Raw genomic sequence first — 16,990 nt, forward strand, 5'->3', positions numbered from 1 at the left:
TCGAAAGGTCGAACACGGTATACCATGATTTTACAAGAATGGAAAAGGGATTTTAGAGGGAAGGTATTATTTGCCTTTTTTGTACTCTTTGGGGCTACATCCGTAGGCCTCTTTGAAGCATCTGGAAAAATAACTGGCCTCTTTGAAACCGGAAAGAAAGGCTATTTCCGAGATCTGGAATTTTCCTTCCTCAAGAAGCAGAACCGCATACTTTAGGCGAATTGATTTAATAAAATTATTAGGGGTAAGTCCGGTCAAAGCCTTCACCTTCCTAAACAATTGGGCCCGACTGACACCGACCTCCGTAGCCAGTTTTTCCAAGGTCAGGTTTTGATCTTGTATATTCTCTTCGATCGTTTGCTTCAATTTCCACAAAAGCTTTTCATCTATTGACGTCACGGTCACTTCCGACGGCTCTAAGATTTTGGCATTTTGAAACATCAAACGAAGCTTTTCTCGGCTTTTGATCAGGTTGTTGATCTTGGCGATCAAGATATCCTTGTTAAACGGTTTGGTCAAATAGGCATCAGCCCCTGAGTTTATACCTTCTACTATTTGCTGATCGAAGGCCCGGGCGGTAAGCATAATTATTGGGATATGGCTCGTTTCGAAATCACCTTTTATCTTTTTGCACAGATCAAGTCCGTTCATCTCGGGCATCAAGATATCACTAACCACCACATCCGGGGTTATTTCCCTGATCAAATCGACTCCCTCCACGCCATTGATGGCCGTATATACGTTAAAATTATGCTGTAGGATCCGTTTTAAGTACATACGGAGTTCGTCGTTATCTTCAACAATGGCCACACTATAGTCTTTAAGCTCGCCAACGGCCAACGCCTCTTCCTGAACGGGCGCCTGAAATATATCGGCGCCGGACGTAGGGGGAACGATCGAGGGCAATACCTTGTTCGATACTTTGTACAAATCTTTGTTCTTGGGCAGGAGTACCACAAAAGACGCCCCCTTATTCTTTTTTGATTTCAACAAGACAGAGCCAAAGTGCATTTCCGACAGCTGTTTGACCATATACAGGCCTATTCCCGTTCCCGAATTTGTTGTGTCATCTTGATAAAAGCGATCAAAAACATCACGTACGTGTTCTTCCGAAATCCCTACCCCATTGTCGTCTACCTTCAAAAAAATATGGTTATCGGGATCGGGGTAATCCTTTTCACCACAGATGAGCTTATACTTTTTCCCTCCAAACCTTTTCTTCTTAGTACTTAAAGCCCCTATGGACACCTTTACCTGCCCCCCATGTTGTACGGCCTTGAACGCATTTGACAATAAGTTGTACAAAATCTTCTCTACCTTATCGTGATCGTAGAACATCAACAAGGGCTCTTTTGGCAGTTTCACCTTATACTTAACATTCTTTATCTTAGAAACATGTAGAAACGAATGGCTAATGACCCGAACACTCTCGACGATATCCCCTTCACTTATATCCAATTCCAATTTCCCGTATTCGTATTTTCTAAAATCCATGATTTGGTCGACCAACCTTCGCAACCGTTCCACATTGGTTCTCACAATACCTAGCAATTCACTGTCTTGGCTAGCCCTTTTTTGTTGGATCAAACTTTGAATAGGGTCGGATATCAGCGATAGGGGCGTTCGAAGTTCATGGGAAATATTGGTAAAGAATATTAGCTTTGATTCGTATATTTCCGAAAGTTTTTTCCGTTCAATTTCCTGTATTTTCACTTCGTTCCTACTGTCTCTGTTCTTCACTAGGACAAATACGAAAGCCATAACGATCCCGGCGGCAAGCAAGTACCAAAAGAGTTTCATCCACCATGTGGCATACCAGGCCGGTAGTACCTGTATTTCAAAAACAAGTTCCTCGGTATTCCAAACCCCATCATTATTGGTACCCAAAAGATGAAACCTATAATCGCCCTGGGGAAGATTCGCATAGTTAATGGACCTTTCGTTACCTAAAAAACGCCAGTCGTTATCGACCCCGATCAATTTACACTTATAGGTGTTATTACTGGAATACGGCAAATGCAAGGCCGCAAATTCGAGTCCTACCGTATTTTGTTTCGCTCCCAGTCGAATGCCCTTGGCATAGGATATTTCTTCGGACAGTATTTCACTTCCATCATTTACCTTGATCGGTTTACCATTGACGATCAAACGGGTCAAAACAAGGTTCGGCCTATAGTCGTTTTTACTGATATCGATCGAAGAATCGTAACTATTCAAGCCATTTGCCCCACCGAAATAGAAGTTCCCCGACTTGCCCGCATATACCGAGTTGCCATTGAATTCTAAAGATTGCAGACCATCTTTTACACCATAACGTTCCAGTTTGGAAGTATCGAAATTATAGGTAAATATTCCGTTATTGGAACTCGCCCAAAGGGTATTCTTGGCTTTATCGTACAATAAACCATATACATAACCCCTACCTAGGTTCAACACATCTGACGAACTGTTCAATGGGAAGAAGGGTTTTATTTCCTTTTTTGAAAAATCGATTTCACAAATTCCAAAATTGGTCCCCACCATAATTTTATTGTCGGCAACCTCGCATAGATTATAGGATTCATAGTTCTCAAAGTATTTCTTATAGGCCTTGTCTATCCTGATAATCTTAAAATTCAACGGCTTGCCCAAATTGCCGTATTTTGAAATTTGAATACTATAGTCTTTATACTCCAAATAGGCCACCCTTCCGTTCAGTGTCCCGAACCAGATGCTTCCATTACTGTCTAGCAATAAGGAATAGATAATTTTATTGTCTAGGGAAGTTCCGATGGAGGTATTGGTAATCTGTCTGAGCTTTCCTGCTACATCATATACGTATAATCCGCTTGCCGTACTGATCCATTTGTTCCCATCTTTATCCTCTAAAATGGAGTAAACACGCTTACCGGGCAGAAGACTCGCCTTGTTATGGTAAAAATGTGCTTTTAGATCTTGCTCGCCCCCTACGAACTTATCTACGATAAAGATTCCACCTTGTGTACCGATCCATATGGCTCCCTTCCTATCCTGAATTATTGACCTCACATGTCCCAATGCACCATTCGTATCGGAGTCAACCTGTATTTGGTCTTCCGAATTCAGTACAAAAAGCCCCTTTCCCCGGGTTCCTAGCCATAAATTATGGTCGGCATCTTCAAGAATTCCGTGAACATTGACAATATCGGCCCCTGCCTGTCCTTCCTTATCGATTTTATTGATCGTGCGAAACCTACCGTCCAAGGTAATCACGGTATTAACGCCGGCATCGGTACCGACTACGATCATTCCTGAAGGATCTTCATAGAGTGTTCTGATATAATCGTTTTTCAATACATTGGCCCGATTGATCTTATGCCGGTAATTTCTCCAATTTGCATTTTGTTTATTGTACACGAACAAGCCTTCTCCCTCGGTACCTATCCAAATATTTCCCTTTATGTCTTCCAAAAAATTGTTGACCTGAACCGGGCGTGGCCAATTTTCGTACTTATCGTAAATGGCCTGGGCCTTAATCGATAGTCGATCGTCTTCCGCGCTAACCTTCAAATCGGAAAAATAGGTCTCCCCCCCTGAAAAGATCAGCAACTCCCCAGAATTGGTAAGATGCAAGGTCTCTAAGTTTTCAAGGGAGCCTTTCCCCTTGTCAAGGCCTACATACATAGGTTCGGCCACATGGGAGTTTATCCTTAAAAGGAAAAGCCCTTTTGAAGTACGCAGTATTGCCCCTTCCGATATGGCAATGATTTGGTGTACTTCGGGATGGTCGTCGGCCGTAGTGCTATATCCCTTAAAATCGATTTCTTGAATCGCGTAAGAACCACTGGGGTCAAGAAGAACCCAAAAGAGTCCGTTTGTCGTGCCCACATACATTCCCTTTTTATTGAAACCAATATCTACACTCGTTATATAACTACTTCGTTTCGGATTGCTTTCCGACGGAAAAATGTAGGCAAAGCTGCGATTGGTCTTATTAAAGAGATTTAGCCCATTTTTGGTGCCTACCACCAAATAGTCATGTATTCCGTTAAGGGTTGTTACCCAAGGGTTGCTCAGTCCTGTTTTACCATTAAAAGTATTCGGGAAGACCTCATAATCATAGCCGTTATATTGATACAGGCCATCCATTTTGCCGATCCACAAAAATCCTTTTTTATCCTTGTAAAAAGAAGAGGCCACATTGTCCGTGATGCTGAGTTCATTGTTGAGTACACTGATCTTATAATCAAAACCCTGTGCCAAGCAAGAAGCTATAGTCGACAAGGCCAACAGGCTTGTATATAGCAGGTTTTTGATGCGTATTGATTTTGACAGAGAGGAAAATAAATTAAAGTAAGACAGGGAAAACGGTTTAAAAATGCGTTAATATTGGGGTTACTACCAGCTTTAGTCATGGCGCGGACTTCCCCTTTTTAGTATATGGCTAAATTCATAAAATTATAATTAACCATGAAGGTTCTGGAAGGAATTCTTCCGTAAAGATCCATTAGTTTTTTTATTGGCCCGATCCACCTGATTTTCCGTCCTCATTTTTCTTCCAAGAACTGTCTACTTTCCCTACATGTAGATCCATTTCACCAAGAACCGACTTACATCTTAGATATGGCACGTTAGACGAATATTCTATTTCTTTTTCTCGATTTATGGTACTTTCTGCCAAGTTCTCAAGATAAAACCAAGCCAAAACCAAAATACATGCCTATAGACGGTTCTCCACTTATTGAATACACAAAACACTATCCTTCCATTGCATTTGATGTGCGATATTCCTATCGCAAAAACAAAATGGGAATGTTATATTTTGCCGCCCAACCATTGGAATCGAAGGATGAGGCGTGCTATGATTACGACTTTTTATACGGGCAGATCAACGGGCAAATGCAATTGCAGATCGGATTTAAAGATTTTCTCTTTCCGATGACCAAGGATTTTCATCACCGCTTAGACATGCTCTATGACACCCTTATGGAAGAGTATGTAGACTTCATCCATTCACAATTGTAAAACGGAACAAGCATTAATGTTCCTTAGATGAATCGGTATTTTCGGGCCGCTATAATCAAGCTACCTAAGGGATGTAACACAATAAAGGTCGGCTTTGATGGCCGACCTTTATCTTTTTAAAACATTTGCGTTTGCTATGTTGCCCTTACTCCCTTAAAAAAAACCGAACTACTTCGCCTTAAGGATAATCTTGGCCCGCCTTTATTGACGAACTGCCAATGGCGGTTCGAAAAGGCCTATACTAACGCACTGCCCATTTTATTGTTCTATGCTTCGCAGCTCGCACATTCTTTTTTCTGCTTGAATTTTTGGGCCGCATTCATACTATGTTGATAGTAGAGTGATTTTAACCCAAGTTTCCATGCCGTAACGTGGATCTTATTGATTTCCTTTACGGGCATATCGGGATGGACGATTATATTCACCGATTGTCCTTGGTCAATATGGTTTTGACGGTTGGCCGCTTGGTATATGATATCCAATTGATCTATTTCCGAATACGTTTTAAACACATCCTTTTCCTCTTCCGATAAAAAGTCCAAGTGCTGTACAGACCCGTCCCGCTCACGAATACTACGCCATATTTCGGTGGTATTCATTCCCTTTTCCTCCAACAATTCCAATAGGAAAGGGTTTTTAATCGTCGTTTTGACCTTAGCGATATCCTTGACGTAAATATTCGACCAGATAGGCTCGATACCTTGCGAGACTTGACCCAAGATAAAAGCCGAAGAAGTGGTCGGGGCAATGGCATTAAGAGTGGCATTTCTTCTACCATAGCCCTTAAGAATGGCCGGTTCACCAAATTTATCGGCCAAAGCCTCCGAAGCTTGGTACGATTTTTCTTTTATTTTCTTGAATATTTCACTGTTCAAGTTATATGCTTCTTGACTATTGAAGGCCAATCTCTTGGACTGCAACAGCGAATGCCATCCTAAGACACCTAAACCAAGGGCACGGTTGTCTTTGGCAAAATTGTAGGCACGTTCCATAAAGAGAAAGGTCTGTCGGTCTTCACGGCTATCGGAGTCGCGATACCTTTCCAATTTTTCAATAAATTCCGTAATAACGGCATCCAAGAAAAACACCATGGTCTCTACGGCATCGGTATCTTTCCACTTCTCATAATGAAGTACGTTCAATGAAGACAAGACACATACGAACGACCAGTTGTCGTTTGAAGGCAACATGATTTCGGTACAAAGGTTACTGGCATAGATAGGTAAGTCCTTATCTCGGTAAACATCCGACGCACCGTTATTGGCGTTATCGCTAAAGAATATGTACGGATATCCCATCTCTCCCCTTCTTTGCAAGACTTTGGCCCAAATAGAACGTTTTTCTACATCGCCATCGATCATTTCCTGCATCCAGGCATTGGTTACGGTTACCCCGTGGGTAAGTTCTTGAATAGGGTTTCCTTCGGTACCAATTTCCAAAAACTCCATAATATCCGGGTGTTCGATTGGCAAGTATGGAGAAAAGCGACCACGACGTATAGACCCTTGACTTACGACATCGACCATTGATTCAAAAAGCTGCATAATGTGTACGGCACCAGAAGCCTGTCCATTATTCTTAACCTCGGCACCACGATGTCTGATCTTACCAAAATAACCGGAGGTACCCCCACCGAGCTTCGACATCATTCCAACTTCCGATTGGGTAAAAAGAATATTCCCCATATCATCGTCAACATGTGATCCGAAACAGCTAATAGGCAAGCCTCTTTCCTTTCCGAAATTTGACCATACGGGAGATGCCAAAGAGAAAAACCCTTCAGACATATACGCGTAAAATTTATCGGAAAACCCAGGCATTTGCAATAATTTCTCCGCTCTATCGGCAATCTCACGAATACGTTGTTCGGGAGTTACTCCTTCGGTCAAATAACCTGAATTCAAAAAGTTACGACTGTGTTCGGTAAGCCATTCAAAACCTGTGTCCGACTCCTTTTTATGATCTCTAAGGGCTTGCTTTCTAGCGAGTATAAGCTGATCGCCCTCAGAAGTTGTTGTTTTGTCTTGCTGGGTAGTGTTTAATTCATTCATTTAAAAAAGGTCTTCACTGGTTATACTTTGTGTTCTTTTGCTATAGTTGATCGAGCGCTTCACGAAGAAATCGCCGTGTTTGGTACCTATGATCTCATCGTCGAACCATTCGGTTTCCGCCAATAGTTTTTCGTCTACGTCGAATATGCTGTCGATTCCGATACTGGTCAATGAATTATTGAAACGGTTCTTGATAAATTCATTGACCACATCTTTGGGCAAGAAATCGAGTTCGCCCTTTTCAAAGATCCAATCCACGATTTGGCTTTCAGCCGTAAACGCCTCGCGGCACATTTGCTGAATCATGTTGTTATAATCCTCATTGAACCAATCTGGGTTTTCGTCCTTGATAATTTTAATGATATCAATACCGAAGTCGCCGTGAATCTGTTCTTCTTTTGATGTTGCCTCTACCACATTTGAAATACCTTTCAACATGTTTTTATGTTTGTTGAAGGCCATGATTATCAAAAATTGGGAGAAAAGGGAAACGTGCTCGATAAACAAGGAGAACAATAAGATCGATTCTGCATATTCTTTATTGTCCTCACTTTTCGCATTCTTAAGTGCCGTTTCCAAATACTGTACCCGCTTCATTATGACCGGCTTTTTCTTTAAATTCTTGAACTCGGGGTTGAGTCCCAAAATCTCGAGCAAATGTGAATAAGCATCCGCATGACGTACTTCGCTTTCCGCAAAGGTCGACCCTACCGAGCCTATTTCAGGTTTGGGCATCTTATGATAGATATCGCCCCAAAAACTCTTTACCGCCACTTCGATCTGTGAGATGGCCAACATGGTATTCTTAATTGCGCTTCTTTCGGACTCCGTCAGCCTAGTCTTGAAATCTTGAATATCACTGGTGAAATTAAATTCGGTATGAATCCAATACGAATGACGAATAGCGGGTACGTACTCGTACAACTGTGGATATTCGTACGGTTTTAGATTAATACGCTTTTCAAAAATGTTGAGTTTCCTCTTTTGGGCCTGCTCGTTACGATATAGTATATATCCCTTGGCCACATCGAAAAACCCGCCTTCCATGAGTCTATTTTCCACAAAATCCTGTACCTCTTCTACCGTAGGTACATAATTCTCATCTAGCGCCTTTCGCTCTAGAAGTGAGACATGAACATTGTTGGCTATTCGCTCCGCATCATCTGGGCCGCCATGGTCTACTGCCCTCATAGCTTTTAGAACAGCATCCGTTATTTTATGTAATTGAAAGGGTTTTTTGGTAAAATCCCGCTTAATAAGATGTGTGATTTCCATGATTTGTATGTTAGAATGCTCTAAATAAGAAGTACAAAGGTCGTAACATATCTCCCTCGATTCATGGTTATGAAATTTGTTTTTTCAGTCTTTTATTAACAACGCATTGTTTATAGATGGAAAGGCATTGTACACAAGAGGCTTACGCAGGAAGAAAAAAATTAGGGCTCTGAAATGTTATGGGCCAAAACCGATAAAGTACATTTTTTTAGGATAAAAGTGCACTTCGGAAACCCACTTTTCGACTAATTAATAGTGAAAAATTTGCCATGGACGGCAGATTTCTTCTTCAATCGATGGAATTCTTAATGAGGAAAAAATTATGGAGGACCGAAGGATTTTTCCTCAAATACCTCAAAGCGATAATCAAGCCTGGCCGGATAGAGACATTTATTGTTCCCAACAAAAAAACCGTTTCAAGGAAGCTATTTCTCTCAAAACGGTTTTTGCTTTTTTAACGACTTAGGTCTCTATTAACCTTTGGTCATTTCAAATTTCACCTATCGGTTTTCCTATCGTAGCCAAAATACCCCCATCTACATATAAGATGTGTCCATTTACAAAATCACTGGCCTGGGAGGCCAGAAATATAGCCGCTCCTGAAAGATCTTCGGGGTTTCCCCATTTTGCCGCAGGGGTTCGGTTCAATATAAAATCATTGAAAGGATGTCCGTCTACACGAATAGGGGCTGTCTGAGCAGTTGCGAAATAACCCGGTCCTATCCCGTTTACCTGTATATTGTGCTTGGCCCATTCCGTAGCCATATTCTTTGTCAGCATTTGAAGTCCCCCCTTGGCCGCCGCATAGGCACCCACGGTGTTTCTTCCCAATTCGCTCATCATTGAACAGATATTGATGATCTTTCCCTGCTTTCGGGCAATCATTTCCTTTACCACATACTTTGATACAATAAAAGGACTCACAAGATCCACATCGATGACCTGTTTGAAGTCGACCACTTCCATTGCTTCCAAAGGTGTTCTTTTTATAATGCCCGCATTATTGACCAAAATATCAATATTACCGACCTCTTGCCCAATGCGTTCTATGGCATCTTTCACCGCTACCTCATCGGTGACATCAAATTTAAATCCGAAGGCCCGTATACCGGCATTTTTATAATATGCTACCGCATCATCGATCTTCTGTTGGGAAGAATTCCCATTCACTACAATAGTCGCCCCCGACAGTCCAAGGCCTTTGGCCATAGCCATTCCCAATCCGTGCGTACTTCCTGTGACCAAAGCTATTTTGCCGGTCAGGTCAAACAATTCTTTTGACATATGCTTATGTTTTTTTCTTTATATTATTCTAGTTACCTATGAAATCAGGGCCTGTATTCCTTTACCGCCCCGTTTAGGCCTTCTCCTATAATACGAATTAGCTTAACCTCCCAAGTTCACCAAGAAGTACAACAAGGCCAAAACCACCAGAACAAAACCGCAGGCCGCAATAAAGCCTATCCCATCGGTACGGTCCCATCGGGTAAATTCCCAATTGGAATCGGGCCCGAACAATTTGGTTGCATTGCAGTCCTTCATATGGGCATAAGACCACTCCAATTTCATTTCATCCTCCTCCTTGGTTTCCCCCACGGGGGTTTTCATTTTCGCATAGAACCTTTTTATGTTATACTCCTCATCTTCTTTTCGAGGGAAAATAGAGCTGATCAAAATGATTAAGATAAAGGGAAAACTCATTCGAATCAGAATTCTCAAGGTTTCGTTCAAGGAGTAAGAATTATTTTCTAGGGCGAAGCCCATTTTATCAAGAAGTAAGAGCTCGGGATTGATCATACCCGTACCCACAGGCTTACCCTTTTTATCAATTTTTATGCCCGTACTCCAAAAGATAGACTTACTAGGTAGTTTAAACTTTTTGACAAACTCCTGCCCTACTATTAGTTCTTCAGGCCTATCGCCAATGTGATCGGTTTCCCAAGCCGCTATTTCCCGCTTTCTGCTTTCTACGTCCGATTCCTTTGCGAAATAGGTACGTATCTCGAATTTTTCGGAGGTAGTCTTTAAAAAGTAAGGATCTTCCTTAATGTCGGGATTTATCAAATTAATAAGTATCGGTATTCCAAAAAACACCAAAAATGTAGAAATAATGGAGACCTTGACAGAAAGACGACTGGTCTTACGCCATAAAACCCCCATCCAAAACCCTGCGGAAAATATTACCCCAAATTCCCACCACAATTTCATGATTTGAAACAAGTTGTCGTTTAAAAGGGTAATGCCCGCCGCGGCAACAATAACCAAACTGCCCAATATCCGGCCTATGGCTACATAGTGTCGTTCACTTTTATTCGGAAAGTAAGGTCGATATACATTATTGGTCAGCAAACCTGAAGTTGTGATCATGAGCGTAGCGGCGGTAGACATCAGTGCCGCCATTAAACTAGCGATCATTAACCCTACGAGTCCCATATTAACGGAGCCCAACAATTTAAAGGAAGCATAGCCCCATATTTTATCGGGATCGGTAATCTCATCGGCATATAAGAACACTATAAGTAGGGCCGTAAAACCCCATAGTACTGTGGTAATCCTTTTGAGGTAAGACCCAAAGGTCAATCCTACCCTTGCCGAATACTCATCTTTGGCGGCACTAGGGGTAACAAAGGTGTTGGCCTGCGCACAGGTGTTTATGATGGCCATAATCGATAAGGCCGCTATATAATACCATGTAAAATCCAATGAATACGGAGAACCAAAAATTTCAAAAAAGCTCTCGGGGAGGTTGTCGTGCATACGGGTCAAAGCCCCCATCACACCGGTATCTCCGTATTTATCATTGATGGCCATAATAGCAAAGGGAACGAGCATTATAGAGAGAAATATGATAAACACCCCTTGAATAAGGTCACTTAAGAATGCCGCTTCGAGCCCTCCCATCATAGAATAGCCGGCCACAATGACCACGATGATGAATACCAACCAATACTTATTGATGTGGGAAAACGATTTTTCGGGTTGCAACTGCCGTAAATAAGTCAGTTCTTTCAGTTCCGGGGCGTCTAAGGTGGTAAAATCCTTCGCTTCGAGTACACGCATGCGTTCGGCCTGTCCGTACTCTTCTTTTTCCCCGAGGGTAAATTCCTCATATGTTTTCGGGGTCATTACCGATACGGTCTTGATAATGGTTATAAACCCTAGGGAAAGCAATATACCCAAGCCAATACTCGAAATAATGGCATACATTCTACCCAATCCTTTGCTCGTAAACCTTTCGGTGTAAAAATCGGCCAAGGTAGTACACCTCATCCTTCTATACCAAGGCCCTATAAACCAGAACAGGGGCGTACTAAAAAGCATCAACAAATTGGCCCAAACGCCTGCCGCTCCATTATTAAATGTAGCCGTTCCTACAGACGGTCCGGTATCGGAACTTGTGGCCTGGCCAAAGGTGGCAAAAATCTGCACGATCTTTCCAAACTTTCTTCCTCCTAGAAAGAAATCTTCCTGATTCTTAATTCTTAACATAGACCTGATACCAATCCCTATGATTACCACAAAATAGACCACAATTACTACGAGGTCGATAGTACTTAATCCGAACATATGTCTTTTATTTTGGCGAATCGCCATTAATTTCCATGCAATTAAGGCCATCCCTAAATCGTGATGGATTGGAGATGTTGCAGAAGCTATTGGAGATAAGCCAATACCCTTCGGAGAAAACATATTTCCTTTTAAAAAGGGCATATTGAATCACGGTCTCAACGAAAATTGGGACCCTCGGAAAGCTCCGCTACCCATGGTTTTTCCAGAAAAACCACCCTAGCATTCAAAAATTACATACCCAGGTGTACCCGCAAGCTTCCTCATTGAAAATAATCCGCCTTACAACTACTATTATACCGTCAACAAAACGGCACACTGCAACCTCGGAAACATGATATGAGACATTTCGCCCTAAGCATATGCCGGGCAAACCGATAATTTTATGCCAGCCTTTTAGTGAAGTGATCTACTGTAAGAAGCAGCCGCCCCAAAATAGGGAACGCCCCATTTTCGACGGTTCTTCCCTATTCATATTTATAAACCAATGCGTATACCCATGATCAGAATTCTTAGTATTCTTATTTTGCTCCTCATCAGTCTTAACGGTTATTCCCAGACGGAAACCCTTGTTCCACAAATACGGTTCAAACAATACGACCATCAGAAATACAATCAAAGGGTCGCCCAAAAAGACTTTTCCCTAGCCGAAAACGGCCCGCTCAATTTTCAAGAATCGAGCTGGATACGTAAAATAGATACGGTAGGAATCGACAAAGAATCGGGAACCATAGACCTTAAGGTCAGTTTAAGTTGTATTTCCGGTCAAGTATCACAAAGTAGTATCGGTCTTGTCTTTCAGATCGACGATTGGCACGACTCTAATTATGTACTGATGCCCGGAGCCCTTTACAACGGGAATAAATACGATTACCGAAGAATCCGATATTCGCCCAAACTCATGGATCCCAGGGACATTGCCCAAGAGGTACCCATTATCATTACTGACGTTCCTCGTCTCAACAAATATGAAGGCGTTTCGGAAGTGCAGCTCAGAAGCGGGGCCACCACCTCGCCTTCCATTTCCTATTTTGATTCCATACAGAATAAAGGCTACATTTTATTGAGCGAACAAGGCAATGCCTTAGGGGATTTCGGCCTTGGCATAGTAGAATCAAGAAACCGCGAGCATGCCGAATTTTCGATAAGCTCTCCCCTGGTCAGGGAAAAGCACCAATATTTCGCCAATGACAACCTGGCCCCTTCCAATGACCGTGGGGCCGATTTCAAGGCCGGTGATATCCTTACCTTCCACTTTAAATCCTATTCATTTGAGGCCCAGAACGTTCAAGACCTGTTCGATAAATTTGCCATGGTCAGGAAAGAACTCAATACTGATAAGGCCTACAACAATGTCATACCTCTTTCCTATGCCTTTGAGACCATAGAAAAAAAGTTCAAAAGGGACAATTGGGTACCCATTGACGACCATGGATACTTTTCAGTAGGCCTACGTGAAAACTTCCTGCAGGATTTTCAAACCGGTTGGACGGGAGGAATGATTTCGACCTATCCCCTACTCTTTTCGGATAAGAGGGACACGCGTGAACGGGTAATCAAAAATTTCGATTGGTTCTTTCCCAACAGTACTTCTCCCTCGGGACTTTTTTATGGGTTTTGTGAAGGAGGCAAAGATTGGTTTGGTGGAGACAAGCGTAAATACCATACCAAAGATTGGCTGTTGACCCGAAAAAGTGCCGATGCCATATTTTTTGTGCTCGAACAATTCAAGCTTATGAAAACCAAGGGAATTCCTGTCGACCCAGAATGGGAGAAGGGAATTCGAACCGCCTGCGATGCCTTTGTCGACATATGGCAAACCTATGGGCAAATAGGCCAATTTGTAGACGCCAAAACCGGTACCATCCAGGTAGGCGGCTCTTCCTCTGCCGGAATATTGCCTGCCGGACTGGTGCTTGCCGCCGACTATTTCAAGGCCCCGAACTATTTGGACAGCGCTAAGGAAATGGGCCAGTATTTCTATAGCAATTTTACGGAAAAAGGCATTTCATGCGGTGGTCCGGGCGATGCCTTACAGAATTTCGATAGCGAGTCCGCCTATGCTTTAATAGAGTCTTACTACAGCCTCTATGAAGCCTCTGGCGACCCACAATGGGAAGTCGCTGCCGAGGAAGCCGCCAAGCAATTCTCATCTTGGGTCATTGCCTATAATTACGATTTTCCCGAAGAATCTACCTTTGGCAAGTTGGGCAACCATTCTATCGGAGGAGTGTGGGCCAATACACAAAACACCCATGGGTCGCCCGGTATTTGCACCCATAGCGGCTTGGCCCTCTTAAAACTGTTCCGTTCTACGGGCGAGCCTTTCTATGCCGAACTCCTATCCGATATTACCCATGCCATTCCGCAATGCCTCTCCGTTCCTTCAAGAAAGATAATGGATGCGCCTGATGGATGGATGAGCGAACGCTTAAGTACCACCGACTGGAACGAGGGTATAGGGGAAATATTCGTGGGCTCGACTTGGGCCGAGACGGCACTGATGCTCACTTATACCGAAATTCCAGGTATTTATGTCTGTGCGGCCAAATCTGAGGTAATTTCTTTTGACAATCTCACCGTTGAGATACTTAAGGATACGCCCAAATACATAAAAGTGAAGGTAAAAAACCCAACCCAAATGGAGGCGAAGGTCAAGATTTGGGAAGAAGACCTTAAGGAAAGACAATTGTTCTTGGAAACCAATTACCTACTGAAAGCCAAACCCGTAACGGTACCTCAACAAGGACATATCACATTAACCTTTAAAAAATAACGGGCCACCGGTTGAAAATTGGATCAAACACCACCGTTTTCAACCCTCGGCCAATCTTGTTGAACATCTCCATATCGCGATATGGATAGTATTGGGCAATTTGCCTTATTTCCATCGATACCCATAAAATAAACTATATATGAAGAGTAATTTTAAAATACGATACGCCACACATCCCGACGATGCCAAAACGTATGACACCCAACGATTGAGAAAGGATTTTTTGGTAAACGACATCTTTACCGAAGACGAAGTAAACCTCACCTACTCCCACTATGACCGATTCATCATGGGCGGGGCCATGCCAGTTCACGAAAAGTTACAATTGGAGTCCATTCCCTTTTTCGCCACCGAATACTTTTTGCAAAAGAAGGAGATGGGAATCATCAACCTTGGCCAGAAGGGCAAGGTTATCGCCGACGGTCAGATCTATGAACTTGAACATAAAGACGCCCTATACTTGGGCAGTGACGTTAAGGATGTATCTTTTGAAAGTGAAGAAGCCAGCAAGCCGGCCAAGTTTTATTTGAATGCCTGTATCGCCCATAAAGCGCTTCCCTCAAAACTAATATCATTTGCCGACGCCCCTGTTCTTGAACTGGGGACTACAGAAGAATCGAACAAACGAAGATTATACCAACACATTGTTCCCCATACCGTTGAAACCTGTCAATTAATGATGGGGATTACCTCTCCTGAACTTGGCAATGCATGGAACACTATGCCGGCCCACGTACATGAACTCCGGATGGAAGCCTATTTCTATTTTGATATTCCCGAAGGAAAGGCTGCGGCGCACATCATGGGCCAACCCCAAGAGACCCGAATACTATGGGTAGCAAATGAGCAAGCGGTCATTTCCCCGCCTTGGAGCATCCACTGTGCGGCAGGAACCTCCCCCTACAGTTTTATATGGGGAATGGCAGGCGATGACGACCCCATAGTTCCTTATCCGATCAGTGAGCTACAATAACCCTAAAACCAAAAAATGAGTTTTTTACACGATAAAAAAGAAGTAGAGCGCCTAATACGGCTCGTTGCAGACAGGATACTAGAAGACACCACCTATCAGTTCGTTGACAAGGCTTCGGGAGAAACCCTAGGCGATCTAAAAACGGTGGCTCCCACCAAGGAGGTTTGGCTTAAGAGCGGTTACGAAGACTGGAAATACTGGAACGGGGTAACCCATATTGCACTGTTCAAAATGGCCCACCTTCTTCAAGACCAAAAATACGAAGATTATGTGCTGCGTAATTTTGATTTCATCTTTGAAAACCTTGATTTTTTTGAAAAACAATTCGCCGATTTCGACCCCGAGCAATATGCCCCCAATTTCCATCAATTTTTTAGGCTCGACAGGCTCGATGATTGCGGGGCCATGGACGGCAGTCTCATTGAGGCATATCAGATACGAAAGAACGACCATTGGCTCGATAGGCTCCAAAAAGTAAAAGCTTGGGTTTCATCGGGACAAGACCGGTTAGAAAACGGTGTGTTCTGCAGAAATTACAAAGGCTATACCACCGTATGGGCCGATGACGTATATATGAGCGTTCCCTTTTTGGTACGTATGGGCAAAATGAGCGGTGACACTTCGTTTTGGGACGATGCCATTACAAATGCCCTCGGGTTCCACGAATTGCTATTTGACGATTCCAAAGGGCTATACTGGCATTCGTACTGTACCCAAATAGGCGAAAAAGGGGTCGCACATTGGGGAAGGGCCAATGGCTGGTCGATCGTTGCCAAATGCGATTTACTGGAATATATCCCTAAAGATTACCCTGGTTGGGAAGAAGTTCGGAAATCCCTTTTCGAGCAAATCATAGGCATATCTAGGTACCAAACGGCAAACGGCATGTGGCGTCAGCTTATTGACAAACCCGATTCCTTTTTGGAAACATCGGCTACCGCCATGTTTACCTACGCGGTAGCCAAAGCGGTCAATGAAAAATGGATTCCCGAAATATACTCGTCCATTGCTATAAATGGATGGAAGGGGATTTCAGAAAACATAATGGCCGACGGACAGATTACCAATATTAGCGAAGGCTTCAACATACGTCAAGACCTATCGTATTACTACAATCGCCCCCGTCCCTTGAACGACCCTCATGGTTTGGGCGCCGTATTGCTGGCCGGGGTAGAAATCCATAAAATGAAAGATTATCAAGACTATATGTGGTATTAATAAGAAGCTATACCACACCCCCTTAGAAATTGGGTTTTATGAATTGAATAGTTAGTTTGTTGAGTGAAGAAAGGCCATTTTTTTTTAGAAAATGGCCTTTTGTTATTTCCTTTCGGAACCTTAAGAATCGAGTTTCCCCCGACTTCC

General features: G+C 42.9%; 9 protein-coding genes. 4 read left to right on the forward strand and 5 right to left on the reverse strand.

The features are described from left to right. Positions 1 to 66: 66 nt before the first annotated feature. Complete coding sequence (locus tag BW980_RS20170; RefSeq protein ID WP_139327749.1) at positions 67 to 4,242, reverse strand: hybrid sensor histidine kinase/response regulator transcription factor; 4,176 nt, start codon at positions 4,240 to 4,242, stop codon at positions 67 to 69. A gap of 432 nt (positions 4,243 to 4,674) precedes the next feature. Between BW980_RS20170 and BW980_RS20180 the strand changes: the two genes are divergently transcribed. Then, positions 4,675 to 4,983: a hypothetical protein gene (locus BW980_RS20180; protein WP_139327750.1), complete on the forward strand. Its 309-nt coding sequence runs from the start codon at positions 4,675 to 4,677 to the stop codon at positions 4,981 to 4,983. 266 nt (positions 4,984 to 5,249) lie between these two features. On the opposite strand, the gene BW980_RS20185 is transcribed toward BW980_RS20180, so the two are convergent. The 4 genes from BW980_RS20185 to BW980_RS20205 all read right to left on the reverse strand — a co-directional run bounded on the left by BW980_RS20185 (position 5,250) and on the right by BW980_RS20205 (position 11,876). Next, complete coding sequence (locus BW980_RS20185) at positions 5,250 to 7,034, reverse strand: ribonucleoside-diphosphate reductase subunit alpha (RefSeq protein WP_076456966.1); 1,785 nt, start codon at positions 7,032 to 7,034, stop codon at positions 5,250 to 5,252. Then, positions 7,035 to 8,309, reverse strand: a complete 1,275-nt coding sequence (locus tag BW980_RS20190) for a ribonucleotide-diphosphate reductase subunit beta (RefSeq protein WP_076456967.1) — start codon at positions 8,307 to 8,309, stop codon at positions 7,035 to 7,037. A gap of 489 nt (positions 8,310 to 8,798) precedes the next feature. Further along, positions 8,799 to 9,593 (reverse strand): gluconate 5-dehydrogenase, encoded by a 795-nt coding sequence (locus tag BW980_RS20200; RefSeq protein WP_076456969.1) that lies wholly within the window; start codon positions 9,591 to 9,593, stop codon positions 8,799 to 8,801. Positions 9,594 to 9,695: 102 nt separating this feature from the next. Next, on the reverse strand, positions 9,696 to 11,876 hold the full coding sequence (locus BW980_RS20205; RefSeq protein ID WP_175609930.1) for a sodium:solute symporter family protein: 2,181 nt from the start codon (positions 11,874 to 11,876) through the stop codon (positions 9,696 to 9,698). Positions 11,877 to 12,375: 499 nt separating this feature from the next. Between BW980_RS20205 and BW980_RS20210 the strand changes: the two genes are divergently transcribed. The 3 genes from BW980_RS20210 (at position 12,376) to BW980_RS20220 (ending at position 16,843) form a co-directional block, all read left to right on the forward strand. Continuing rightward, positions 12,376 to 14,652, forward strand: a complete 2,277-nt coding sequence (locus tag BW980_RS20210; RefSeq protein WP_139327751.1) for a hypothetical protein — start codon at positions 12,376 to 12,378, stop codon at positions 14,650 to 14,652. A gap of 139 nt (positions 14,653 to 14,791) precedes the next feature. Further along, complete coding sequence (kduI, locus tag BW980_RS20215; protein ID WP_076456972.1) at positions 14,792 to 15,625, forward strand: 5-dehydro-4-deoxy-D-glucuronate isomerase; 834 nt, start codon at positions 14,792 to 14,794, stop codon at positions 15,623 to 15,625. 15 nt (positions 15,626 to 15,640) lie between these two features. Then, positions 15,641 to 16,843 carry a glycoside hydrolase family 88/105 protein gene (locus tag BW980_RS20220; RefSeq protein WP_076456973.1) on the forward strand — a complete coding sequence of 401 codons (1,203 nt, stop codon included), beginning with the start codon at positions 15,641 to 15,643 and terminating at the stop codon, positions 16,841 to 16,843. Positions 16,844 to 16,990: the final 147 nt, after the last annotated feature.

Origin of the sequence: Zobellia uliginosa (assembly GCF_900156625.1) — a bacterium.
GTDB classification, from domain to species: domain Bacteria; phylum Bacteroidota; class Bacteroidia; order Flavobacteriales; family Flavobacteriaceae; genus Zobellia; species Zobellia uliginosa.